22 protein-coding genes and 1 riboswitch are annotated in these 23,058 nt (G+C 67.9%); of the genes, 17 read left to right on the plus strand and 5 right to left on the minus strand.

Annotated features, from left to right (window positions below):
- Positions 1-14: 14 nt before the first annotated feature.
- Genes CDO46_RS03990 through CDO46_RS04020 form a run of 7 tightly spaced genes read left to right on the plus strand, consistent with a single transcriptional unit; the run spans position 15 to position 6,557 of the window.
- On the plus strand, positions 15-221 hold the full coding sequence (locus tag CDO46_RS03990; protein ID WP_087837258.1) for a twin-arginine translocation signal domain-containing protein: 207 nt from the start codon (positions 15-17) through the stop codon (positions 219-221).
- A 15-nt stretch (positions 222-236) separates the two neighbouring features.
- A complete protein-coding gene (locus tag CDO46_RS03995; protein ID WP_087837259.1) occupies positions 237-3,209 on the plus strand; it encodes a formate dehydrogenase subunit alpha in 2,973 nt (990 codons plus the stop codon).
- A 10-nt stretch (positions 3,210-3,219) separates the two neighbouring features.
- Positions 3,220-3,864: a formate dehydrogenase FDH3 subunit beta gene (gene fdh3B / locus CDO46_RS04000; protein WP_087837260.1), complete on the plus strand. Its 645-nt coding sequence runs from the start codon at positions 3,220-3,222 to the stop codon at positions 3,862-3,864.
- Positions 3,864-4,097: a hypothetical protein gene (locus CDO46_RS04005; protein WP_087837261.1), complete on the plus strand. Its 234-nt coding sequence runs from the start codon at positions 3,864-3,866 to the stop codon at positions 4,095-4,097. The genes fdh3B and CDO46_RS04005 overlap by 1 nt, the downstream gene beginning before the upstream one ends.
- A 12-nt stretch (positions 4,098-4,109) precedes the next feature.
- Positions 4,110-5,276, plus strand: coding sequence for a formate dehydrogenase subunit gamma (locus CDO46_RS04010; protein ID WP_087837262.1), 1,167 nt, complete (start codon positions 4,110-4,112; stop codon positions 5,274-5,276).
- A 28-nt stretch (positions 5,277-5,304) separates the two neighbouring features.
- A complete protein-coding gene (locus CDO46_RS04015) occupies positions 5,305-5,679 on the plus strand; it encodes a hypothetical protein (protein WP_087837263.1) in 375 nt (124 codons plus the stop codon).
- Positions 5,676-6,557 carry a formate dehydrogenase accessory sulfurtransferase FdhD gene (locus CDO46_RS04020; RefSeq protein ID WP_087837264.1) on the plus strand — a complete coding sequence of 294 codons (882 nt, stop codon included), beginning with the start codon at positions 5,676-5,678 and terminating at the stop codon, positions 6,555-6,557. The genes CDO46_RS04015 and CDO46_RS04020 overlap by 4 nt, the downstream gene beginning before the upstream one ends.
- Positions 6,558-6,567: 10 nt before the next feature.
- On the opposite strand, the gene CDO46_RS04025 is transcribed toward CDO46_RS04020, so the two are convergent.
- Positions 6,568-7,677, minus strand: a complete 1,110-nt coding sequence (locus CDO46_RS04025) for a substrate-binding domain-containing protein (protein WP_087837265.1) — start codon at positions 7,675-7,677, stop codon at positions 6,568-6,570.
- 211 nt (positions 7,678-7,888) lie between these two features.
- Here CDO46_RS04025 and CDO46_RS04030 point away from each other — a divergent pair, with 211 nt between their 5' ends.
- From CDO46_RS04030 to CDO46_RS04065, 8 genes are all read left to right on the plus strand, one after another.
- Positions 7,889-8,632: an ABC transporter permease gene (locus tag CDO46_RS04030; protein ID WP_087837266.1), complete on the plus strand. Its 744-nt coding sequence runs from the start codon at positions 7,889-7,891 to the stop codon at positions 8,630-8,632.
- Positions 8,629-9,417, plus strand: a complete 789-nt coding sequence (locus CDO46_RS04035) for a phosphate ABC transporter ATP-binding protein (protein ID WP_242621380.1) — start codon at positions 8,629-8,631, stop codon at positions 9,415-9,417. Before CDO46_RS04030 ends, CDO46_RS04035 begins: the two co-directional genes overlap by 4 nt.
- Positions 9,414-10,238: an extracellular solute-binding protein gene (locus CDO46_RS04040; protein ID WP_087837267.1), complete on the plus strand. Its 825-nt coding sequence runs from the start codon at positions 9,414-9,416 to the stop codon at positions 10,236-10,238. The genes CDO46_RS04035 and CDO46_RS04040 overlap by 4 nt, the downstream gene beginning before the upstream one ends.
- A gap of 185 nt (positions 10,239-10,423) precedes the next feature.
- A complete protein-coding gene (locus CDO46_RS04045; protein WP_087837268.1) occupies positions 10,424-12,526 on the plus strand; it encodes a TonB-dependent siderophore receptor in 2,103 nt (700 codons plus the stop codon).
- Positions 12,527-12,655: 129 nt separating this feature from the next.
- Positions 12,656-13,309, plus strand: coding sequence for an isochorismatase family protein (locus tag CDO46_RS04050; RefSeq protein ID WP_087779405.1), 654 nt, complete (start codon positions 12,656-12,658; stop codon positions 13,307-13,309).
- 1 nt (position 13,310) lies between these two features.
- Positions 13,311-14,276, plus strand: a complete 966-nt coding sequence (locus CDO46_RS04055) for a tripartite tricarboxylate transporter substrate binding protein (protein WP_087779404.1) — start codon at positions 13,311-13,313, stop codon at positions 14,274-14,276.
- Between the two features lie 77 nt (positions 14,277-14,353).
- A complete protein-coding gene (locus tag CDO46_RS04060; protein WP_087779403.1) occupies positions 14,354-15,283 on the plus strand; it encodes a LysR family transcriptional regulator in 930 nt (309 codons plus the stop codon).
- A 127-nt stretch (positions 15,284-15,410) separates the two neighbouring features.
- On the plus strand, positions 15,411-16,505 hold the full coding sequence (locus CDO46_RS04065; protein ID WP_132978966.1) for a helix-turn-helix transcriptional regulator: 1,095 nt from the start codon (positions 15,411-15,413) through the stop codon (positions 16,503-16,505).
- Positions 16,506-16,511: 6 nt separating this feature from the next.
- On the opposite strand, the gene CDO46_RS28270 is transcribed toward CDO46_RS04065, so the two are convergent.
- The 4 genes from CDO46_RS28270 to CDO46_RS04085 form a co-directional block, all read right to left on the minus strand.
- Positions 16,512-17,447 (minus strand): hypothetical protein, encoded by a 936-nt coding sequence (locus CDO46_RS28270; protein WP_087779401.1) that lies wholly within the window; start codon positions 17,445-17,447, stop codon positions 16,512-16,514.
- 113 nt (positions 17,448-17,560) lie between these two features.
- On the minus strand, positions 17,561-18,340 hold the full coding sequence (locus tag CDO46_RS04075) for an SDR family oxidoreductase (RefSeq protein ID WP_087837269.1): 780 nt from the start codon (positions 18,338-18,340) through the stop codon (positions 17,561-17,563).
- A gap of 11 nt (positions 18,341-18,351) precedes the next feature.
- Complete coding sequence (locus CDO46_RS04080; RefSeq protein ID WP_176400652.1) at positions 18,352-19,254, minus strand: polysaccharide deacetylase family protein; 903 nt, start codon at positions 19,252-19,254, stop codon at positions 18,352-18,354.
- A 31-nt stretch (positions 19,255-19,285) separates the two neighbouring features.
- Entirely contained in the window at positions 19,286-20,026 is a 741-nt protein-coding gene (locus CDO46_RS04085; RefSeq protein WP_176400653.1) for a tripartite tricarboxylate transporter substrate binding protein, read from the minus strand.
- Positions 20,027-20,038: 12 nt separating this feature from the next.
- Here CDO46_RS04085 and CDO46_RS04090 point away from each other — a divergent pair, with 12 nt between their 5' ends.
- Both CDO46_RS04090 and thiC read left to right on the plus strand, forming a co-directional pair.
- Positions 20,039-20,725, plus strand: a complete 687-nt coding sequence (locus CDO46_RS04090; protein ID WP_165963009.1) for a GntR family transcriptional regulator — start codon at positions 20,039-20,041, stop codon at positions 20,723-20,725.
- A 67-nt stretch (positions 20,726-20,792) separates the two neighbouring features.
- Positions 20,793-20,895: riboswitch (TPP riboswitch) on the plus strand.
- 120 nt (positions 20,896-21,015) lie between these two features.
- Entirely contained in the window at positions 21,016-22,929 is a 1,914-nt protein-coding gene (gene thiC / locus CDO46_RS04095; protein WP_087837273.1) for a phosphomethylpyrimidine synthase ThiC, read from the plus strand.
- Positions 22,930-23,058: the final 129 nt, after the last annotated feature.

Here is a 23,058-nt window from a genome sequence, read left to right on the forward strand (position 1 = left end):
CAACGGAGACAGAGATGCCCAAGACCGCCGCCAACCTATCCCGCCGGGGTTTCTTCGTGGGTGCCGCCACCGCCGGCGCCGCCGCCGTCGGGGCGGCCGTCGCGCCCTCGCTGCGCCCCGATCCGGCCCCGCAGGCAGACGCCAAGCCCGCCCCCGAACGAGGCGGCGGCTACAGCGTGACCGACCACGTCAAGCGCTACTACAAGTCCACGCTGGTCTAACCACCGGAGCACGGCATGTTGCTGACCAAGAAAACGGGCGCCGGCGACTCCGGCGCATCCTCTTCCTCGTTCGTCCACAGCCTGCGCCGCGGCATGGCCCACGCGCTGCCCACCATGGACCGCCGCACCTTCCTGCGCCGCTCGGGCCTGGGCGTGGGCGCGGGGCTCGCGGCCACGCAGCTCGGCCTGGTCAGGAAGGCCGGCGCCGCCGACGGCGACCAGAAGGCCGGCACCGGCAAGGGCAAGGTCGAGGTCCGGCGCACCGTCTGTACCCACTGTTCGGTGGGCTGCGCGATCGACGCCGTGGTCGAGAACGGCGTCTGGGTCCGCCAGGAACCCGTGTTCGATTCGCCCATCAACCTGGGCGCGCATTGCGCCAAGGGCGCCTCGGTGCGCGAGCACGGGCACGGCGAGCACCGCCTGCGCTATCCGATGAAGCTGGTCGACGGCAAGTACCAGCGCATCAGCTGGGACACCGCGCTCGAGGAAATCTCGGCCCGCATGCTGCAGCTGCGCAAGGAAAGCGGCCCGGATTCGGTCTACGTCATCGGCTCGTCCAAGCACAACAACGAGCAGTCCTACCTGCTGCGCAAGTTCATGAGCTTCTGGGGCAGCAACAACTGCGACCACCAGGCTCGGATCTGCCACTCGACCACGGTCGCCGGCGTCGCCAACACCTGGGGCTACGGCGCGATGACCAACTCGTACAACGACATGCAGAACGCCAAGGCGGCGCTCTACATCGGCTCGAACGCCGCCGAGGCCCATCCGGTGTCCATGCTGCACCTGCTGCACGCCAAGGAAACCGGCTGCAAGGTCATGGTGGTCGATCCACGCTTCACCCGCACCGCCGCCAAGGCCGACAAGTACATCCGCATCCGTTCGGGCACCGACGTCGCCTTCCTGTTCGGCGTGCTCTATCACATCTTCAAGAACGGCTGGGAAGACAAGAAGTACATCGACGCCCGCGTCTACGGCATGGACCAGGTCAAGGCCGACGTCATGGCCAAGTGGACGCCGGACAAGGTGCAGGACGTCTGCGGCGTGGACGAGGCCACGGTGTACGAAGTGGCCAGGACCATGGCCGAGAACCGTCCCAGCACGCTGGTGTGGTGCATGGGCCAGACCCAGCACTCCATCGGCAACGCCATGGTGCGCGCCTCGTGCATCGTGCAACTGGCGCTGGGCAACATCGGCGTCTCCGGCGGCGGCGCCAACATCTTCCGCGGCCATGACAACGTGCAGGGCGCCACCGACGTCGGCCCCAACCCCGATTCGCTGCCGGGCTACTACGGCCTGGCCGAGGGCTCGTGGCGCCACTACGCCAAGGTCTGGGACGTCGACTACGACTGGATCAAGAGCCGCTACGCCTCGCCGGCGATGATGACCAAGTCGGGCATCACCGTCTCGCGCTGGATAGACGGCGTGCTGGAAAAGAACGACGTCATCGACCAGGACTCCAACCTGCGGGCCGTCTTCTACTGGGGCCACGCGCCCAACTCGCAGACGCGCGGCCTGGAAATGAAGCGGGCCATGGACAAGCTCGACCTGCTGGTCGTGATCGATCCCTACCCTTCGGCCACCGCCGCCATGGCGGCCATGCCCGGCAAGAGCGAGGACCTGAACCCCAACCGCGCCGTCTACCTGCTGCCCGCGGCCACACAGTTCGAGACCAGCGGCTCCTGTACCGCCTCGAACCGCTCGCTGCAATGGCGCGAGAAGGTCATCGAGCCGCTGTGGGAGAGCCGCACCGACCACATGATCATGTACCAGCTTGCGCAGAAACTCGGCTTCGGCGCCGAGCTGTGCAAGAACTACAAGATGCAGAAGGTCAAGGGCATGGACGAGCCCGTGATCGAGGACATCCTGCGCGAGATCAACCGCAGCAACTGGACCATCGGCTACACCGGCCAGAGCCCGGAACGGCTCAAGGCCCACATGCGGCTGATGCACGCCTTCGACGTCAAGACCCTGCGCGCCAAGGGCAGCGTGGTCGACAAGGAAACCGGCTACGACATCCAGGGCGACTACTTCGGCCTGCCCTGGCCCTGCTTCGGCACGCCCGAGCTCAAGCACCCCGGCTCGCCCAACCTGTACGACACCTCCCGCCACGTCATGGACGGCGGCGGCAACTTCCGCGCCAACTTCGGCGTGGAACGCAACGGCGTCAACCTGCTGGCCGAGGACGGCTCTCATTCCAAGGGTGCCGACATCCCCACCGGCTATCCGGAATTCGACCACGTGCTGATGAAGAAGCTCGGCTGGTGGGACGAACTGACCGACGCCGAGAAGGCGGCGGCCGAAGGCAAGAACTGGAAGACCGACCTGTCGGGCGGCATCATCCGCGTGGTGATGAAGATCCACGGCTGCCACCCCTTCGGCAACGCCAAGGCACGCGCGGTGGTATGGAACTTCCCCGACCCCATCCCGCAGCATCGCGAGCCCATCTACGGCACGCGTCCGGACCTCGTCGCCAAGTACCCCACCCACGACGACATGAAGACCTTCTGGCGCCTGCCGACGCTGTACAAATCGCTGCAGCAGAAGAACGTGGACGACAAGCTGTACGAGAAATTCCCCATCATCCTCACGTCCGGCCGCCTGACCGAATACGAGGGCGGCGGCGACGAAACCCGGTCCAACCCCTGGCTGGCCGAGCTGCAACAAGAAAGCTTCGTCGAGATCAACCCCAAGGCGGCCGCCGAGCGCGGCATCACCAACGGCTCGCGCTGCTGGGTGGTCACGCCCACCGGCGCACGGCTCAACGTGCAGGCCCTGGTCACCGAACGGGTCGGACCGGACACCGCGTTCATGCCCTTCCACTTCGCCGGCCGCTGGCAGGGCAAGGACCTCCTGGCCTACTACCCCGAGGGCGCGGCCCCCATCGTGCGCGGCGAGGCGGTCAACACCGCAACCACCTATGGCTACGACAGCGTCACCATGATGCAGGAAACCAAGACCACCATCTGCAACATCGAGAAGGCATAAGGAGCGCGCCATGGCCAGAATGAAGTTCATCTGCGATGCGGAGCGCTGCATCGAATGCAACGCCTGCGTCACCGCGTGCAAGAACGAGCACGAGGTGCCGTGGGGCGTGAACCGCCGCCGCGTGGTCACGCTGAACGACGGCGTGCCGGGCGAGAAATCCATTTCGGTGGCGTGCATGCACTGCAGCGACGCGCCCTGCATGGCGGTCTGCCCCGTCAACTGCTTCTATCACACCGACGAAGGCGTGGTGCTGCACAACAAGGACACCTGCATAGGCTGCGGCTACTGCTCGTACGCCTGTCCGTTCGGTGCCCCGCAATTTCCCTCGCAGGGCACCTTCGGCGTGCGCGGCAAGATGGACAAATGCACGTTCTGCGCCGGCGGCCCCGAGGCCCACGGCAGCGAGGAAGAATTCAAGAAATACGGCCGCAACCGGCTGGCCGAGGGCAAGCTGCCCGCCTGCGCCGAGATGTGCTCGACCAAGGCGCTGCTGGGCGGCGACGGCGACGTGATCGCCGACATCTTCCGCACCCGCGTGGTCACGCGCGGCAAGGGCGCCGAAGTCTGGGGCTGGGGCACCGCCTACGGCTCCAAGCAGGCCGGCCAGCCGCCGCAGAACCCGCAGCCGGGCGGCACGAACACCGGAGGCAAGTGATGAAAGCCAGCATCTTTCTCGCCGTCCTGCTCGTTTTCGGCACGGCCGCCTGTACCGAACGTGACCAATCGCTCTACCAGGGCAAGGTCCAGAACGGCGAGCCCGCGTACAAGGGCACGGGCGTCTCGGCCTTCACCGCGCCGGGCTGGACGCCGGGCGACCGGAACAGCTGGGAGCAGGAACTCAAGACCCGGGCCCAGCGAGGCCAGAACGAATACACCCGGGTGAACTGACCGGAGGTCGCCATGTTACGGTCGCTACTTGCCGCGCTGGCGCTGTTCGGCGCCATGCTGGGATCCCCCGCCGCCCAGGCGGCGGATGCCGCGCAGCCCCCCGCCGGCACCTCGATGGGTGCCATCCAGAGCGCCAACATCTTCGAGGTCAAGCCCGACGCCAGCCAGGACCCGGGCTATGCCGACCAGACCAACGCCGAACGCGCCAAGGTCCAGCCGGGCAACAACGCGCCGAACTGGCGCCTGGTCAACTCCGGGCAGCCCGGCTATAGCAGCCTGCCGCGCAGCGAAGCTCCGGAGGCCGGCGTGCTGATCCAGCGTTTCGTGCAGTACCCGGGCTCGAAATACACCTCGGCCGGCGAAGCCTGGCGCCAGGTGCGCAACAACTGGCTGATCCCCTACGGCGGCTCGCTGCTGTTGATCGTGCTGGTGGCCATCGCGCTGTTCTATTTCACCAAGGGCCCGCTTACCGTCCACGGCGCCGAGACCGGCCGCAAGATCGAGCGCTTCACGTACTTCGAGCGGGCGGCCCACTGGGTCAACGCCATCGCCTTCGTGATCCTGGCGATCTCGGGCCTGATCATGGCCTTCGGCAAGTTCTTCCTGCTGCCCATCATGGGCAGTGCCCTGTTCGGCTGGATGACCTGGCTGCTCAAGACCGCCCACAACTTCGTGGGCCCGCTGTTCGCGGTCTCGCTGGTGGTGGTCTTCCTCACCTTCATCCGCGACAACCTGCCCACGCGCGACGACATGGTCTGGCTGCGCAAGGGCGGCGGACTGTTCAACGGCCAGCACATCCCCACCGGCCGCTTCAACGCCGGGGAAAAGCTCGTGTTCTGGGGCGGCGTGCTGTTCCTGGGCTTCATCGTCATCGGATCCGGGCTGGTGCTGGACCGGGTCATCCCCGGCCTGGTCTACACCCGCGGCACCATGCAGGTCGCGCACATGGTCCACGCCGTGGCGACCATCCTGATGATGTGCATGTTCATGGGCCACATCTACCTGGGCACCATAGGCATGAAGGGCGCCTACAAGGCCATGAAGACCGGCTACGTGGACGAGGCCTGGGCCCGCGAGCACCACGAACTCTGGTACAACGACATCCAGGCGGGCAAGATCCCCGCCCAGCGCACCCAGCCCGCCCAGAAGAAGCCGGACACCCGGCCGGCGAACGCCTGAACCGCCGGCCCCGACCAGGAGATCCTGCATGAAAACCGCCCTCGCGCTGCTGCTGGCCGTCTTCTCCACCGCCTCCCTGGCCAAGCTGCCCCCACCCAGCCCCGAGGCCCAGGCCAAGGCGGCCGAGGCGGCCGCCCGCACGGCCTGGGCCGCCAAGGTCGACGGCTACAAGCTCTGCCAGGCGCAGGACAAGGCCGCGGCCGCCTATTTCGCCAGCGCGCGCGCCGCCGGCAAGCCCGTCCACGCATCCGCGTCCACGCCGCCCTGCGCCGATCCGGGCCCGTTCGTCTACACGCCGCCCGAGGCCAAGCCGCTGGAAGCCGCGGGCGCGCACTCGCCGTCGGAAACGGCCAAGGCGCCGCACAATTCCGCGGCGCCCGACGCCGCCACGCCCAAACAGTGACCGCATCGCCCCGCCACCGTCCTTTCCTGACCGATGCCCGTGCCCCGCTGACGCGCGAGATCGCCGTCGTCAACGAACACGGCATACGCGATACGGTTTCCATCCCGGCCGAGCGCTCGCTGACCGTCTACGTCGACAAGCGTGAACTGGTCACGCTGATGACCCTGGGCGCCATGCCCGAACTGCTGGTGCTGGGCTATCTGCGCAACCAGCGCCTGGTGCGTTCGATAGACGAGGTCGAGGCGGTCACGGTCGATTGGGAAGTCCAGGCGGCGGCCGTGCAGACACGCGACGGCATCCAGGACCTGGAAGCCCGCACCTCCCAGCGCGTGGTCACCACCGGCTGCGGCCAGGGCAGCGTCTTCGGCGGGCTGATGGACGAGATCGACGACATCCGCCTGCCCGGCGACGCGCGTCTCACCCAGGGCCAGCTCTACGGCCTGCTGGATGCCATAAGGCTGCAGGAAACCACCTACAAGTCCGCCGGCTCCGTGCACGGGTGCGCGTTGTTCCAGGGCGAGCGCATGCTGATGTTCGTCGAGGACGTGGGGCGCCACAACGCCATCGACACCATCGCCGGATGGATGTGGCTGCAGGACCCGGCCCGGATGGCGGGCGACGACAAGGTGTTCTACACCACGGGGCGGCTCACCAGCGAAATGATCATCAAGGCGGCGCAGATGGGCATCCCCATCGTCGTCTCGCGCAGCGGCATCACGCAGATGGGTTTCGAACTGGCCGAGCGGCTGGGCCTGTGCGCGATCGGCCGCGCCACCAACAAGCATTTCCTCTGCTATACGGCGCCCTGGCGGCTGGTCCTGCAGCCGGAACTGGCCACCGCGCCCCGCCCGGTTCGAGCCGCGCCGCAGGACGCCTGACCGGACCGCCTCAGCCGCGCTTGCCGGCCTTGGGCGTGCGGAAATTCCACCAGGGCAGCACGCGCCGCATCGACAGCACCTCGCCGCTTTGCTGCGGCCGGTACCCCGGCATGGCCGCCAGCCTGCGCTGCCAGGCCTCGCTGCGCAGGATGCCCAGCAAGGCTTGCGTGGACGGCAGTTCCAGCGTGGACTTCAGGCACACCAGGAAATAGTTTTCGGACACCAGCGGAATGAAATCCAGCCGGCTGGCCCGGGCGGCGACCTCGATGCCCAGGCCCGCGTCCGCGGCGCCCGAGGCGACCGCGTGCGCCACCGCCGTGTGCGACGGCTCGGTATGGGCGTAGCCCTGGATGGCCGACGGCGGCAAGGCCTGCCTGGCCAGCAGTTCATCCAGCAGCACGCGCGTGCCCGTGCCCAGCGGGCGATTCACGAAACGCACGTCGGGCCGCGCGAGATCGGCCAGCGAGGCGATGCCCAGCGGGTTGCCCCGCGCCACCATCAGCCCCTGGCTGCGTCGCGCGAAGCCGATGATCTTGTGCTGGCCGGGTTCGAGCAGCGGCTTGTAGGTGCGCTCGGCCAGCGAGCCCGGCGGAGAATCGGCGGGGGCATGAAAGCCCGCCATCACGCACCGGCCTTCGTTCAAGGCCTTGATCGCGTCGACGCTGCCGGTGAAGCGTATGTCCAGGTGCAGCTTGTCGCTGGCCACGGCGTGCTCGCGCAGCGACGCCAGCGCGTCGTCGTGGCTGGCATGCAGGGCGACCACGTGGGCCGCGTCGTCGAAAGCGACCGCGAAGGCCCGCTCCAGGTCGGCATACAGGGCGCCGATCTGCGGCGCCAGCCGCGCCTGCGCCTGCCGCTCGGCCCACAGCAGCTTGTTGCCGAATTCGGTCAGCCGCGCGGGCTGGCCCTTGTCCCAGACCACCAGCGCGTGTCCGAGCTGTTTCTCCCAGCGTTTGAGTTCGCCCCATACGTGGCGATAGGACAGGTCCAGGGCCTTGGCGGCGGCCGAGATCGAGCCCTGTTCGCGGATGGCATGCAGCAGGTCCATCAGCGGATTGCGGATGGAGGCGGCATGGGCGCGCGGTACGCCAAAGGTATAGGAAAGCTCGATCTGATGCACTGCTGGAGTATAGCCCCCCCCTTACGCGCTTCGCGCGTAAGGGAAGCCCACCCCCTACCCGCTTGCGCGGGCCCCCTCAAGGGGGCGAAACCGGCGGACTGGCAAAGCCAGATCCGCGGTTTCCTTGGTGTGTCCGGCGCCTATGCAAACTACTTCATATCGCTTCGTCTGTTCCACTCCGTTACGCTGGGGCGGCACATTTGAAGACGGCATGAACACTCTTGCGGAAAGCGCGGTCACAGCGCTGCGCCTCATCACCTCTCTCGATCCCGTCCTGCTCGACATCGTCAGGTTGTCGCTGGCGGTCAGTGCCTGTGCCTGTCTGCTGGCCTGTGCCGCCGGGCTGCTGCTGGGGGCATGGCTGGGGGTGGCGCGATTCCCGGGACGGGGGGCCGTGCTGACGCTGCTCAACACCATGCTCGCCTTGCCCTCCGTCGTGGTGGGGCTGCTGGTCTACCTGCTGCTGTCGCGGTCGGGGCCGCTGGGCTTTCTGGGCTGGATGTTCTCGTTCCAGGCCATGGTGGTGGCGCAGTCCATCCTGGTGCTGCCGGTGGTCATGGCGTTGACGCGGCAGGTGGTCGAGGATGCCGACCGCAGCCATGGCGAGCAGTTGCGTTCGCTGGGCGCGGGCACCTTCATGCGCGGGCTGCTGCTGACCTGGGACGAGCGTTTCGCGCTGCTGACCATCCTCATCGCGGCATTCGGCCGGGCGGTCTCGGAAGTGGGCGCCGTGATGGTCGTCGGCGGCAACATCGAGGGCTACACGCGGGTCATGACGACGGCCATCGCGCTCGAGACCAGCAAGGGCGACCTGCCCCTGGCCGTGGCGCTGGGCATGGTGCTGCTGGCCGTGGTGCTGCTGCTGAACACGCTGATCTCGCTGGTGCGCCGCTGGCGCGAACGGCGCGACGCGGGCCTGTCCGCGTGGCTGCGCATGCCGGGTCCGGCCGCATGAAACGCGTGGCCTCGATCATGCCCCTGGACGCCGACCCGGCCCTCGCGATTCCGGCCGCGGCGGACGTGCGGGAGCCAGCCCCTGCGCCGGCCCTGTTCTCGCTGCGCGACGTCGATCTGCACTACGGGCGGGTGCGCGCGCTGCACGGGGTCGACCTGTCCATCCACGCGGGCGAGCGCGTCGCCCTGGTCGGTACGAACGGCAGCGGCAAGAGCACGCTGCTGCGCGTGCTGCACGGCCTGCTCGCCCCCACTTCGGGCACCGTCTCCTGCCTGCCGCGCAACCGGCAGGCCCTGGTGTTCCAGCGGCCGCACATGCTGCGCACCTCGGTACGGAACAACGTCGCGCTGGGACTGTGGCTGCGAGGCATGGGATGGCGCCAGGCGCGGCAGTCCGCGGTGGACGCGCTGGCGCGCGTCGACATGGCCGAACTGGCCGGCCGCAACGCCAAGGCGCTGTCCGGCGGGCAGCAGCAGCGCGTGGCGCTGGCCCAGGCCTGGGCCATGGATGCGGACGCTCTCCTGCTGGACGAACCCACCGCCAATCTCGATCCGCACGCCAAGCGCGAGGTGGAAGCCTTGATGCAGGAATTCGCGCAGCCGCGCTCGGGACGCACCATGACCATGGTGTTCAGCAGCCACAACCTGGGCCAGGTCAAGCGCCTGGCCAGCCGCGTGGTCTATCTGGAACGGGGCCGCGTGCTGGCGGACCTTCCCGTCCACGCCTTCTTCAACGGGCCGCTGCCCGAGGAAGCCGGTCTTTTCGTCAAAGGAGAAAAAATATGAAGCTCTTCCATCGCCTGCGTCCGCTGGTCCTGGGCTGCCTGCTGCCCGCGGCCGCCGCCCTGGCCAGCCTGCCCGCGGCCGCCGACACCATCGTCATGGCCTCGACCACGTCCACCGAGCAGTCCGGCCTGTTCGCCCACCTGCTGCCGGCCTTCAAGAAGGCCAGCGGCATCGACATCAAGGTGGTCGCGCAGGGTACGGGCCAGGCGCTGGACACCGGCCGGCGCGGGGACGCCGACGTGCTGTTCGTGCACGACCAGGCCGCCGAGGAGAAATTCATCGCCGAGGGCTACGGCGTCAAGCGCTACCCGGTCATGTACAACGACTTCGTGCTGATCGGCCCCGCCGCCGATCCCGCCGGCGTCAAGGGCAAGGACATCGTCCAGGCGCTGAAGAAGCTGTCGGCGGCAAACGCCGAGTTCATCTCCCGCGGCGACAAGAGCGGCACGCACTCGGCCGAGCTGCGCTACTGGAAGGAAGCCGGCCTGGACGACAAGAAAGGCAGCGGCTACAAGGCCTGCGGCTGCGGCATGGGACCCGCGCTGAACATGGCGTCCTCCACCGGCGCCTACGTGCTGTCGGACCGAGGCACCTGGCTCAGCTTCAAGAACCGGGGCAAGCTGACCGTGCTCGTGGAAGGGGACGAACGCCTGTTCAACCAATATGGCGTGATGGTGGTCAATCCGGCCAAGCATCCGCACGTCAAGGCCGCGGCCGCCCAGAAGTTCGTCGACTGGGTCATTTCCCCCGCCGGCCAGCAGACCATCGCCAGCTACAAGATCGACGGCCAGCAGTTGTTCTTCCCCAACGCCAAGCCATGACGGCCGGCCCGGCCCAGCCGCCGGGCCTTGCCACGCCCTCCTGCGGAGCGGCCTTTCCAGGCCGCTTTTTTTGTCCTTCGCAAGCTGTCCCGAACGATCCGACTCTTACAACTTCCCCATTGAAATAGAATTGATAATAATTATCATTAAAAGATTTATTTCCACCCACGTCGGACGTCGTTCCCATGCCATCCTTCTCCACCCCACTGCGCCGCGCGGGCCTGGCCGCCGCGCTGGGCGCGCTTCCCGCCGCCCTGCTCGCGCAGACCACCGAACCGGCCACCTTGCAGGAAATCCGCGTCGAAGCCACCCCCGAGCGCGAGACCGCCACCGGCCCCGTCTACGGCTACGCCGCCAGGCGCTCGGCCACGGCCACCAAGACGGACACGCCATTGCACGAGACGCCGCAGTCGGTCACCGTGGTCACGCGCGACCAGTTGACGGACCAGGGTACCACCAATCTGCAGGACGCGCTGGGCTACGCGGCCGGCGTGCGGTCCGACGCCTATGGCATCGACTCGCGCGCCGATTCGGTCCGCATACGCGGCACCGAGCCCACCCTGTACCTGGACGGCCTGCGCCAGCACTACGACTACTACACCAGCACCACCCGTATCGAACCCTACACGCTGGAGCGCCTGGAAGTGCTGCGCGGGCCGGCCGCCATGCTGTACGGCCAGGGCAGCACCGGCGGCATCATCAACATGGTCAGCAAGCGCCCGCAGGCCGAATTCCAGGGCGAAGCGGGCATACAACTGGGCAACCGCGGCCGCAAGCAGGCGCAGGTGGACCTGACCGGGCCGCTGACGGCCGACGGACAGTGGCTGTACCGGCTCGTCGCGCTCAAGCGCGATGCCGACACCCAGGTCGATCATGTGAAGGACAACCGCAGCCTGGTCATGCCCTCGCTGACGTGGCGTCCCAGCGCATCGACCTCGCTCACGCTGCAAGGCCTGTGGCAGAAGGATGAAAGCGGCTCGACCGCGCAGTTCATGCCGTGGTCGGGCATGCGCACCGACAACCCCAACGGCAGGATTCCCACCAGCCGCTTCATCGGCGAACCCGGCCACGACCGCTACGATTCGCGCCGCACCTCGTTCGGCTGGCTGTTCGAGCACCGCTTCAACGACCAGTGGTCCTTCAGCCAGGGCTTTCGCCATGCCAACAACAAGGTGGATTACCTGACGCATTATGCGGACTCGTTCACCGATCCGGGCGGCTGGGCCGCCGACCCGATCAACCAGCGCCGCATCGCCCGCTATGCGGACGACGCCATCACCAAGGTACGCATCGACACGCTGGACCAGCACCTGACCGGCAAGCTGCAGACCGGCATCGTGCAGCACCAGGTACTGCTGGGCTTCGACTGGACCCGCTACCGCCGCGATCGCCGCAGCGGCGCCGCAGACGGCGGCACCATCGACGCCTACGATCCGGTCTACGGCAACTACACGCCGCCCGTGCTGACCGACGAGCCGCGCTATACGCTGCGCCAGGCGGGCCTGTACCTGCAGGACCAGATGAAGATAGGCAAGCACTGGATCGTCGCCGCGGGCGTGCGCCACGATCGAACAACCGCCGGACTGGCGGGCAGCGCCGACGAAAAAGACAACGCCACGACCAAGCGCCTGGGGGTGATGTACGTGGCCGACAACGGCCTGGCGCCCTACATCAACTACAGCGAATCCTTCACGCCCGTGCCGGGCACCGACAAGGACGGCGCGCGCTTCAAGCCCCTGCGCGGCGAACAGTGGGAGCTGGGCGTCAAGCATCAGTCGGCCGACGGCCGGCGGATGGCCACCGCCTCGGTCTACCAGCTCAAGGAAAAGAACCAGTTGGCGGGCGATCCGGCCAATCCGCTCTATTCCATCCAGGTGGGCGCGACCAAGACCAAAGGCCTGGAGCTCGAGTATCGCGGCGCGATCACCCGCGGCTTCGATCTGATCGCACACTACAACTACATCGACCTGGACAAGTCGCTCGAAGGCATGCCGCGCCACCAGGCCGCGGCCTGGGGCAAGTGGCGCTTCGCGCTGGGTGGCGTCAACGGCTTCGCGCTGGGAGCCGGAGTGCGCTGGATGAGCTCGTTCCGCGATGGCGTGGCCCCCACCACGCCATTGGTCACGCTGTTCGACGCCATGGTCTCGTACGAGACCGACCACTGGCGCTACGCGCTCAACCTGAACAACCTGACCGACAAGACCTACGTGGCGACGTGCCTGTCGCGCGGGGATTGCTGGTACGGCGCGCGCCGCAGCATCATCGCCAGCGCGACCTACAAGTTCTAGCCGCCGGCGCCAGCCATACCCCGCACGTATGGCTTCCAGCCGAAACCCGTCTTGGACAGGGCCGCCTCCCGCGCGGTCCAATTCTCCTCCAGAGCCACCGAGTGGCCGTTCACATTCCATGGAGGAGAAATGGACCAGGACTTGCAGATCGACGACCCCTTGTTCAAGGAAAAGGGCTTCGGGCGCCGCATCGGTTTCGGGCGCCACTGCGCGCTGATCGTCGTCGACATGATCCGCGGCTTCACGGACCCGGCGCAGCCCCTGGGCGCCGACCTGAAGCAGGCGGTGCTCGCCACCAACCGCCTCGTCGCCGCATGCCGCCGGATCGGCGCGCCCATTCATTTCTTCACGGTGGGCTACCGGGCCGACCTGTCCGACGCCGGCGTCTGGCAGCGCAAGATGGGCGGCATGGCCAGCCTGCTGGAAGGCAGCGACAACGTCCGACTCGATCCGCGCCTGGACACGGTGGATGGCGACTCCATCATGTCCAAGAAATACGCGAGCTGCTTCGCCGGCACGGACCTGGCCGCGCGCCTGGTCTCGCAAGGCGTGGATACCGTCATCGTGACGGGCTGCACCACCAGCGGCTGCGTGCGGGCGACGGTGGTGGACGCGGTGCAGAGCGGCTTCCGCCCCATCGTCGCGCCCGAAGCCGTGGGCGACCGCTCCGGCGCGGCCCATCGCCAGAGTCTGCTCGACATGGATGCGAAGTACGGCGACGTCGTCCCGCTAGACGAGGTCATCGCCCATCTTTCCCGCATCGCGCAACCGGTGGAGGCCTGACATGAAAAAGCCAGCTCTATTCGCCGCCCTGCTGCTGGCGATGGCTCCCGCCGCTGGCCATGCCGACGCCGGGTTTCCCAGCCGTCCGATCAAGATGGTGGTGGCCGCGCCCACCGGCGGCGTGCCCGACGTCATCGCGCGCCTGGTGGGCCAGCACATGTCCGCCTCGCTGGGGCAGCCCATCGCCGTCGAGAACAAGACCGGCGCGGGCAGCATCATCGCCCTGGAATCGGTGGCCAAGGCCAATCCCGATGGCTACACCCTGCTGGTGGCCGACTCCAGCCCGCTTACCATCAACCCCACGCTGTACAAGAAGCTGCCCTACCAGGGCATGGACAGTTTCGAGCCCATCGCCTTCCTGGGCGCCGCCCAGCTGTTCCTGACGGCCGGCCCCTCGCTGAAGGCCAACTCGTTCCGGGAGATGGTGGCACAGGCCAAGGCCGCTCCGGGCAAGCTCACCTACGGCACCATAGGCATCGGTTCGCTGCACCACGTCATGTTCGAGGAGATCCGCCGCTCGGCCGGCATCGACATCATGCATGTCCCGTTCCGCGAACAGCCTTCCGCCCCCGTCGCGGCGGGGACGGCCGACATGCTGCTGGCCGGCCTGCCCTCGATAGAAGGGCTGGTGCGGGCGGGCCGCCTGCGGCTGCTGGGCGTGACCAGCAAGGCGCGCGTCGCGCAGTTGCCCGACGTGCCGACGCTGGAGGAAAGCGGCCTGCCCGGCTACGTATTCACCGCCGACATCGGCCTGCTGGCACCGCGCGGGACGCCGCCCGAACACCTGCGCAAACTGGCCGAAGCCGCCCGCCACGCCGTGGCCCAGCCCGACGTGCGGCGCAAACTGGCCGACCTGGGCATCGTCCCCGACGGCCGCGTCCTGGCCGAGTACGGGGACTACATGCGGCGAGAGATCGACCGGTTCGGCGGCATGGTCCAGCGGGCGGGGCTGGCCGGCACCCAATAGCTCGCCACCTTCCGCCGCGGTGCCGGCCGCGGCGGAATCGGCCTACTATAGGGCGGAATCCCCCATGCCTGCCGCCTATGATCACGCTGAAGCGACTCGAATACTTCGCCAAGGTCGTGGAGACGAGAAACATCACCCGCGCCGCGGAACAGCTGCACATCGCCCAGCCGGCCCTGGGCACCCATATGCGCGAGCTCGAGGCGGCCCTGGGCGTTCCGCTGTTGTCGCGGCATTCGCGCGGCGTGGATCCGACGCCGGCCGGCAGCCTGCTGCTGGAACGGTCGCGCCAGATCTTCGAGCTGGTCGCACGGACTCAGGATGACGTACGGCGCGCCGACCAGGCCGCGCCGGTCCGCTTCAACCTGGGGCTGACCTCCAGCACCATGCTGCTGATCGGCTCGGACCTGCTGCTGACCCTGAAGCGCCGGTACCCCCACATCGACCTGCAGCTGTACGAGAACCCGAGCTTCCTGCTGGTGGACGCGCTCGAGCGCAAGGACATCGATGCCGCGCTGGCCTATTCCGTATCGCCCCACCCCGGCTTGTCCACGACCCCGGTGCTGAAGGAACGGCTGCTGCTGACGGTCCGGGCCGACCTGGCGCCTTCCTGCGGCCCCGTCACCATGGACGAAGTATTGGCGCACGAGCTGGTGCTGGGCAACGAACGCGACGTCGCGCGCCGGCTGGTCGAAGCCAGCGCCTTCGAGAAAGGCACGCAGCCCCGCATCCAGTGCGAGACGCACTCCATCACCAGCCAGCGCGACCTGGTGCTGCGCGGCGCGGCGGCGGCCGTCATGCCCCTGGGCGCCATCGTCCGCGAGTTGGAGCGGGGCGAGGTCGTCGCGCGCCCCATCACCGACCCGGGCATGCACATCACGCTGTTCATCGTTCGCCGGCAGGCGCCGGACGAGGCCAGCCTCCAATATGTCGACCAGACCGATCCCATCGTCCGGGCCTGCGTGGACATGATCGCGGGGCGGCTGGGGGAACTGGGCAGCCCGGTGTAGAACCGCACGAGTTGCGCATGCCTCTCGTTTGCGGCTATGGTGACCGTTACCCTTCGACACATCCCGGGAATTCCGCCAGGCATCTGCGGCCGCGGCGGTCCGCCCCGGACACAGAATAGATATACCGATGGATACGAAAGGGACTGCACTCCACTTGCTGGAGCGGCTCTATGACGGCGTCCTTTCGGAGGACCAATGGCGGCAGTCGCTGCGTGACATCAGCCTGTCGCTCGGCGCGGCCAGCGCCGGTCAGGTGGCCCTGCACGTGCCGACGGACTCGCTGGAACTGGACGAGCTCATCGGCCTGCCGCCCAAGGTCATCGCGCATTTCAACGAAATGCAGGACCTGGACCCTGGCCGCGCGGCATCGTCGCTGCTCGCATCGGGCCGCATCTACCTGGACTACGAATTCCATGGCCAGGCGCGCCTGCAGCGCGAACCCTTCTACCAGGAGTTCCTGAAGCCGAACGGCCTGGGCACCTATGCCCTGCTCCCGCTGGGACAGGACGAAGAGCGCATGTACACCTTTTCCGTGCAAAGGGAAAACGGCCGTCCGCCGCTGGACGACGATGAGACCCGGCTGATGCATGCCGTGTTGCCCCATCTGCGCACCGCCTTGCACCTGCAACTTCGATTCCGCCAGCAACAAGCCGAATCGCTGCTTCTGCGGCACATGCTGGACCGGCTCGGCTTCCCGCTGCTGGTCTGTTCCGCGCGCGGCCGCATCGTGCAGTCCAACCACCTGGGCGACATCTGGCGGCAACAGCCCGACTGCCCCCTGGGCGCCCGCGCCTCCAGCCTGCCCCAGCCCATCCGCCGGCTGCTGGACAGGGCCTGCGGCCACGGCGCCGAGGCCCCCTCGGCCGGCTCGCTCGCGCTACCAGACGGCGGCCGGCTCATCGTCCTGCCATGTCCGCTCACCCAAGACCTGCGCGGCGGCGACGCCCTGGCGCTGCTTGCCGCGCAGGGGCCGCAATGGCGTCCCACCCCGAGGGGCACGCTGCTGCGTACCCTGTTCCGGCTGACGCCGGCGGAAATCCGCCTGGCCCACCACCTGGCCCGGCACGACGATCCGCTGCCCACCGTTGCCGAAACCCTGGGCGTTTCGCTCAACACACTGCGTACGCAGCTGCGATCGATCTTCGACAAGACCCAGACCCGGCGGCAGGCAGACCTGGTGCGGCTGATGGGACACCTGGGCCTGCTGACGCCGGGGGACTGATCGTGATTACAGGTCGTCGAATTCCCCGTAGGTCATCGTCTTGCTGCCGCCCAGGCTGGACGAGAAGGTGACGGTGCCCGGCGCGTTGCCATTCGCCTGGAAGCGGGTGGTGATCGTTTCGGCCGCGGTCTTCGTGGCGAACGCACCCGCCAGGAAACCGCCCGCCTCATGCGAAAAGCGGACCGTCTCGGTCATGCTGGCGTCGTAGGCGTAGTCGGGGCCGAGCACCGGATCCGAGCCGCTGACCGAGAACGAAATGCGCGAATAGGTATCGGCATCCGTCGTGGGATCGTAGGCCACGGCCACGGCGTAGTCCTTGAACTTCATCGTCACGGCACCGCCATCCTCGGTCAGGACGATCGCGGGAATATCGAACTCGGCGCGCTGCCCCTTGGGTTCGGCCGAACTCACGTCGTTGGACGCCTTCACCGATGCCGTTCCCGACGCGGACGTCCCGTCGAAGGACGCGCCCTCGCCCAGCGTGACCCTGGCGGCCAATGTCCAGTCCGACTCCTCTTCCAGCAGGTCGCCCTCCACCTCGTCGAAATCGACCGTCGCCTTGCCCGTGAACGGAATGCCGTTGTCGGACACGCGACAGTCGTTCATGGTCAATGCCACCGAGTCCCCGGCCGACAGGGTGCCGCTGTCATCCGCATCGGTCCAGACGCCCGAGACCGTCCCGCCGTCCAGGCACTCGGGCGTGCCGTCCCGGCCAATGACGATTCCGTTCTCGAGCATGGGTTCGAACGCCTGGTGCAGGGACACGGCCGAGAACGCCGTCTCGTGGCCGTACCAGATCTGTTTCTCGCTGAGCGTCTTGCCGTCGCCGCCGCCCCCACCGCCGCCTCCGCCACCGCCCGAATCATCACCGCCGCCGCCCCCGCAGGCGGCCAGCGATGCCGCCATCAAGGCGGCGCAAAGTGCGGTCAACGATTTCGACATGCTCGACTCCTTACTGAATGAATAGGCAATGTCGGCATTCTCGAAAATCGCGCCGCCCGGCGCATCACAGGATCCAGTGAAGAAAACCGGGCTCCCCTTGCAGACGGGGCCGTTCAGAACACCCCGCGATACGATCCTCCGTCCAATTGCAGGTTCTGCCCCGACAGATACCCGGCCTGCGCGCTGCACAGGAAGGCGCAGGCATCGCCGAACTCCCGCGGCTGCCCCAGCCTGCCGGCCGCGATGGTGTCGACGATGCGCTGCCGCGCTTCCTCATAGCCCAGGCCCTGCTCGCGCACCATGCGCTCGGCCATGAAGCGCTGGCGGTCGGTGTCGAAACGCTCGGGCAGCAGGTTGTTGATGGTGACGTTGTCGGCCACCACCTCGCGCGAGATGGCCTTGCACAACGCCGTCAGGCCGGTGCGCGCGGACGTCGACAAACCCATGGCCGGGCTGGGCGATTTCACCATGGCCGACGTGATGTTGACGATGCGGCCGAATCTCCGGGCTCGCATGCCGGGCAACAGCGCGCGGATCAGCAGGGCGGGCGCCAGCATGTTGGCCTCGATCGCCCGCAGATAGTCTTCGCGCTCCCAGTCGACGAAGCGCCCGGGCGCCGGCCCCTCGTTGTTCGTCACCAGGATGTCGGCGTCCGGGCAGGCCGACACCAGCGCCGCGCGGCCCGCGTCGGTATTGATGTCCGCCGCGATCGCGCGCACGGCGCCGCCGGTTTCGGCGGCCAGCTCCCGGGCGGCGGCGGCCGCCGAATCCGGCGAGCGGCCGTTGATCACGACATGCACGCCCTCGCGCGCCAGCGAGGCGGCGCAAGCCCGCCCCAACCCGCGCGTGGACGCGCACACGATGGCCTTGCGGCCGCGAATCTGCAGATCCATGAGTCTTCCGCCTATGGCTGTTGGTGGGCCGGCACGGGGCGGCCGATGGCCTGCATCAGGTGCCGGGCAAGCTCGGCGCGCGTGCCTATCCAGACGTCGTCCGCCGCCGTGGCGATCTCCAGCAGCCGCTGGAACGCCGCCATCCCGGCCGGGCGCCCGCATACGTGGGCATGCACCGTGGGATCGATCTTCTGCGGCGTGCGCTCCCACTTGCGGACGTAGTCGAGCCAGTCCTCGAAGATGTCCACCATGGCGCTGGGCGGCTGGCCATGGCGCATCACCAGCGGCAGGTCGTTCACTTCCATGGTACCGGGCACGGCCACGATCGCGTGGTCGCCGAAATCCACCAGGTAGGGCATGTCGTCGTTCAGCGTGTCGCCATGCCAGAGATAGCCGGCCTGGGCCAGCAGGCGCGCCGTGCGGTGGCTGGGCGTGCCGCGCGGACTGATCCACCCCAGCGGCGCCGTGCCCGTCGCCGCCGCGATCAGGTCGGTCGTGCGGCGGATGTTGTCGCGCTCCTGCGCCTCGTCCAGATAGGCGGGGATCACGTCCATCGCGTACGAATGCGCGACGACGTCGTGGCCGGCCTGGGCGATGTCCTTCACCTCTTCCGGATAGCGCTCGGCCATGATCCCGCTCACCAGGATCGAGGCCCGGACGCCGTTGCGCGCCAGCGCCTCGAGCACGCGGTGCACGCCGCGGCGATGTCCGTACTCGGCCCAGCCGACCGCGTTCAGGTCGGGAATGCCGCCCTTGAGCGGATTGCCCATGGGGCCGATGCCCGGCCACGCGCCGTCCGACCACCATTCGTAGGCCATGCGGAACACCACGCCTATGCGCTTGCCGCCGGGCAGCAGGAAGCCGGCGGGCGGATGGATCTCGGTCGCGCCGGCGTGCAGGTTCAATACATCCATGTCGTTTCCTCGTTCGGTCCTGGTCATCGGATCATTGGGCTTCGATACCGGCGCGCTTGACGGCTTCCGCGTAGCGGGCGGAATCGGTGCGCACCAGTTCCGCGAACGCCTGGCCGGCGCGCGGGTCGGGTTCATAGCCACCATCGCGCAGCATCTTGGCGAACGCCGGCTGGGCGACGATGTCGCGCACGGTGGCCGCGATCGTGTCGATCGCCGCCTGCGGCGTTCCGGCCGGCGCGAACAGGCCCTGCCAGGCCGCCGGCAGCACGAAGTCGGCAACGCCCGCCTGCGCCATGGTCGGCGCATCCGGATACTCGGGCGTGCGCTGCTCGCCGGTGAAGCCCAGCGTGCGCACCTTGCCCGACTGGACATAGGGCAGCGCGATCGTGGGCGGAATGAACATGATGTCCACGTCGCCCGCCGCCACCGCGTTCAGCGCCTGCGAGGCGCTCTTGTACGGCACGTGCAGCATGCTCATGCCGGCGCGCGCGGCGAACAGCTCGCCCGCCAGGTGCAGGGTGTTGCCTATGCCGGGCGACGAATACGTGATCGGCTTGGCGGCCTTGCGGCCATAGTCCACCAGCTCGGCCACCGTGCGCACGGGCAGCGCGGGATTGACCATCAGCAGGTAGCCCGTGCCGGTCGCCACGTTCACCACCGGCACGAAGTCCTTGCCGATGTCGTAGGGCAGCTTCTTGTAGACATGGGGATTGATGACGAACGAGGTCGTCACGTGCAGCAGGGTGTAGCCGTCGGGCGCGGCCTTGGCCACGCCGGCCGCATCGTGCCCGCCACCCTCGCCTCGCAGACCTACGAGCGTCTGCGGCGCGACATCGTGGACGCCCATTACGCACCCGGCCAGAAGCTGGGCACCCGCCAGTTGAGCGAACGCTACGAGGTCGGCCTCGCCCCGCTGCGAGAGGCGCTGACGCGGCTGTCGCGCGAGGGCCTGGTCGTACAGCACGACCGGCGCGGCTTCGCCGTGCCCAACTTCGGCGGCGCGCACCTGGAAGAGCTCTCGCGCACGCGGTCCTGGCTCAACGACATCGCCCTGCGAGCGTCCATCGACTACGCGGACCAGACCTGGGTCCAGGGACTGGTCCAGGCCTACCACCGCCTGGCGCGGCTGGACCGCTATCTGAAGGGCAAGGACGGCCCCCGCGAGAATCCCGAGTGGGAAGCCGCGCACCGGGACTTCCATACCGCCCTGATCGCCGGCTGCCGCTCGCGCTGGATGATCGACTACTGCAACCAGATGTTCGAAGCCTCCACCTACTACCGCCGCTACTCCCGCATCACGGCCGAGTACCGCAAGGGCCGCGAGAACGAACACGAAAAACTGTTCCAGGCGGCGGTGTCCCTGCAGGCCGACGAAGCGGCGCGCCTCATGCGCAAGCACGTGATGGAAACCGCCCAGCGCGTGCAGGAGCGCTTGCTGACCGAGTCGGCCAGGCCAGGCCTGCGGTCCTGACACGCTTCATGGTGCAACGCGCAAGAAACGCGCGCTGGACATTGACCGCCGCCGGCCTATACTTACGCCCGTGACGCAGGGGTACTCATCGCCGGTTCGGCGTGGGTTGAGATGACACCCTCAGCACCTGTACGGATAATGCCGATGCAGGGAGCGTTTTCCGGCGGAACCTCGCGTTCCCGGCATGCGGCCCCAGGCCGCCCCCCCAGTCCGTGCACGGACGTCCCCGGGGGCCCCCCGGAAAATCCCTTCCTTCGTTCGGCTCCGGAAACCTTTTTCTTGGAGCTTCCATGAACGCCAATCCCAAGTTCATCGCCGCCACGGCCCAGGTCGACCAGGCCGCCATCCAGCCGCTGCCGAAGTCGCGCAAGGTCTACGAACAGGGCTCGCGCCCCGACATCCGCGTGCCCTTCCGCGAGATCGAGCAGGCCGACACGCCCACCATGTTCGGCGGCGAAAAGAACCCGCCCATCACCGTCTACGACACCAGCGGCCCCTATACCGACCCCGACGTCAAGATCGACATCCGCTCGGGCCTGGCGCCGCTGCGCGAGAACTGGATCGCCGAACGCGGCGACACGGAACAGCTCGACGGCCCCAGCAGCGCCTACGGCCGCGAACGCCTGGCCGATCCCAAGCTGGCCGAGCTGCGCTTCAACCTGCACCGCGCCCCGCGCCGCGCCAAGGCCGGCGCCAACGTGACGCAGATGCACTACGCGCGCCGCGGCATCGTCACGCCGGAAATGGAATTCGTCGCGATCCGCGAAAACCTGCGGCGCGAGCAATACATCGAATCCCTGCGCGCCAGCGGCCCGCAGGGCCAGCGCCTGGCCGAGCTGCTGGGCCGCCAGCACCCGGGCCAGTCCTTCGGCGCCTCGATCCCCGCGCGCATCACGCCCGAGTTCGTGCGCGACGAAGTGGCCCGCGGCCGTGCGATCATTCCCGCCAACATCAATCACCCGGAAAGCGAGCCGATGGCCATCGGCCGCAACTTCCTGGTCAAGATCAACGCCAACATCGGCAACTCGGCCGTCAGCTCTTCCATCGCCGAGGAAGTCGAGAAGATGACATGGTCCATCCGCTGGGGCGGCGACACCGTCATGGACCTGTCCACCGGCAAGCACATCCACGAAACGCGCGAGTGGATCATCCGCAACTCGCCCGTGCCCATCGGCACCGTGCCCATCTACCAGGCGCTGGAGAAGGTCGACGGCAAGGCCGAGGAACTGACCTGGGAAATCTTCCGCGACACGCTGATCGAACAAGCTGAACAGGGCGTGGACTACTTCACCATCCACGCCGGCGTGCGCCTGCCCTTCGTGCCGCTGACCGCCAAGCGCATGACGGGCATCGTCTCGCGCGGCGGCTCCATCATGGCCAAGTGGTGTCTGGCGCACCACAAGGAAAGCTTCCTGTACGAGCGCTTCGAGGAAATCTGCGAGATCATGAAGGCCTACGACGTCAGCTTCTCGCTGGGCGACGGCCTGCGTCCGGGCTCGATCTACGACGCCAACGACGAAGCGCAGCTGTCCGAGCTGCGCACCCTGGGCGAACTGACCCAGGTCGCCTGGAAGCACGACGTGCAGGTCATGATCGAAGGCCCCGGCCATGTGCCCATGCACATGATCAAGGAAAACATGGACCTGCAGCTCGAGCATTGCCACGAAGCGCCCTTCTACACGCTCGGCCCCCTGACCACCGACATCGCGCCCGGCTACGACCACATCACCTCCGGCATCGGCGCGGCGCAGATCGGCTGGTACGGCACGGCCATGCTCTGTTACGTCACGCCCAAGGAACACCTGGGCCTGCCCAACAAGAAGGACGTCAAGGACGGCATCATCACCTACAAGATCGCCGCCCACGCCGCCGACCTCGCCAAGGGCCACCCCGGCGCGCAGATCCGCGACAACGCGCTGTCCAAGGCGCGCTTCGAATTCCGCTGGGAAGACCAGTTCAATCTCGGCCTGGACCCGGACACCGCCAAGGACTTCCACGACGAAACCCTGCCCAAGGACTCGATGAAGGTCGCCCACTTCTGCTCGATGTGCGGGCCGCACTTCTGCAGCATGAAGATCACGCAGGACGTGCGCGAATACGCGGAGCAGATCGGCGTCAGCGAGGCCGAAGCCCTGAACAAGGGGATGCAGGAGAAGGCGGTGGAGTTCGTGAAGAAGGGGGCGGAGATCTATCACCGCTCCTGAGCGGTCCAGGGCCGCTTGATACACTGGCCGGATGGCATGTGCGCCGGCCCGCTACACAGGTAGACGCTCCGGCGGGCATAGGCCGCGGCGGCGCCGGGGCGGGCCGGCTGGCGCGGCGTTGGGCCCGCC

Source organism: Pigmentiphaga sp. NML030171, assembly GCF_002188635.1.
In the GTDB taxonomy this organism is placed as follows: Bacteria; Pseudomonadota; Gammaproteobacteria; order Burkholderiales; family Burkholderiaceae_B; genus Pigmentiphaga; species Pigmentiphaga daeguensis.

Bases quoted from the DNA above. Each gene is read 5' to 3' on its own strand.
- thiC (WP_087837273.1), top strand. From the start codon at position 21,016: ATGAACGCCAATCCCAAGTTCATCGCCGCCACGGCCCAGGTCGACCAG.
- CDO46_RS04075 (WP_087837269.1), bottom strand. From the start codon at position 18,340: ATGGATCTGCAGATTCGCGGCCGCAAGGCCATCGTGTGCGCGTCCACG.
- CDO46_RS03990 (WP_087837258.1), top strand. From the start codon at position 15: ATGCCCAAGACCGCCGCCAACCTATCCCGCCGGGGTTTCTTCGTGGGT.
- CDO46_RS03995 (WP_087837259.1), top strand. From the start codon at position 237: ATGTTGCTGACCAAGAAAACGGGCGCCGGCGACTCCGGCGCATCCTCT.
- CDO46_RS04060 (WP_087779403.1), top strand. From the start codon at position 14,354: ATGATCACGCTGAAGCGACTCGAATACTTCGCCAAGGTCGTGGAGACG.
- CDO46_RS04010 (WP_087837262.1), top strand. From the start codon at position 4,110: ATGTTACGGTCGCTACTTGCCGCGCTGGCGCTGTTCGGCGCCATGCTG.
- CDO46_RS04035 (WP_242621380.1), top strand. From the start codon at position 8,629: ATGAAACGCGTGGCCTCGATCATGCCCCTGGACGCCGACCCGGCCCTC.
- CDO46_RS04005 (WP_087837261.1), top strand. From the start codon at position 3,864: ATGAAAGCCAGCATCTTTCTCGCCGTCCTGCTCGTTTTCGGCACGGCC.
- CDO46_RS04055 (WP_087779404.1), top strand. From the start codon at position 13,311: ATGAAAAAGCCAGCTCTATTCGCCGCCCTGCTGCTGGCGATGGCTCCC.
- fdh3B (WP_087837260.1), top strand. From the start codon at position 3,220: ATGGCCAGAATGAAGTTCATCTGCGATGCGGAGCGCTGCATCGAATGC.
- CDO46_RS04065 (WP_132978966.1), top strand. From the start codon at position 15,411: ATGGATACGAAAGGGACTGCACTCCACTTGCTGGAGCGGCTCTATGAC.
- CDO46_RS04015 (WP_087837263.1), top strand. From the start codon at position 5,305: ATGAAAACCGCCCTCGCGCTGCTGCTGGCCGTCTTCTCCACCGCCTCC.
- CDO46_RS04045 (WP_087837268.1), top strand. From the start codon at position 10,424: ATGCCATCCTTCTCCACCCCACTGCGCCGCGCGGGCCTGGCCGCCGCG.
- CDO46_RS04050 (WP_087779405.1), top strand. From the start codon at position 12,656: ATGGACCAGGACTTGCAGATCGACGACCCCTTGTTCAAGGAAAAGGGC.
- CDO46_RS04040 (WP_087837267.1), top strand. From the start codon at position 9,414: ATGAAGCTCTTCCATCGCCTGCGTCCGCTGGTCCTGGGCTGCCTGCTG.
- CDO46_RS04030 (WP_087837266.1), top strand. From the start codon at position 7,889: ATGAACACTCTTGCGGAAAGCGCGGTCACAGCGCTGCGCCTCATCACC.
- CDO46_RS04080 (WP_176400652.1), bottom strand. From the start codon at position 19,254: ATGGATGTATTGAACCTGCACGCCGGCGCGACCGAGATCCATCCGCCC.
- CDO46_RS28270 (WP_087779401.1), bottom strand. From the start codon at position 17,447: ATGTCGAAATCGTTGACCGCACTTTGCGCCGCCTTGATGGCGGCATCG.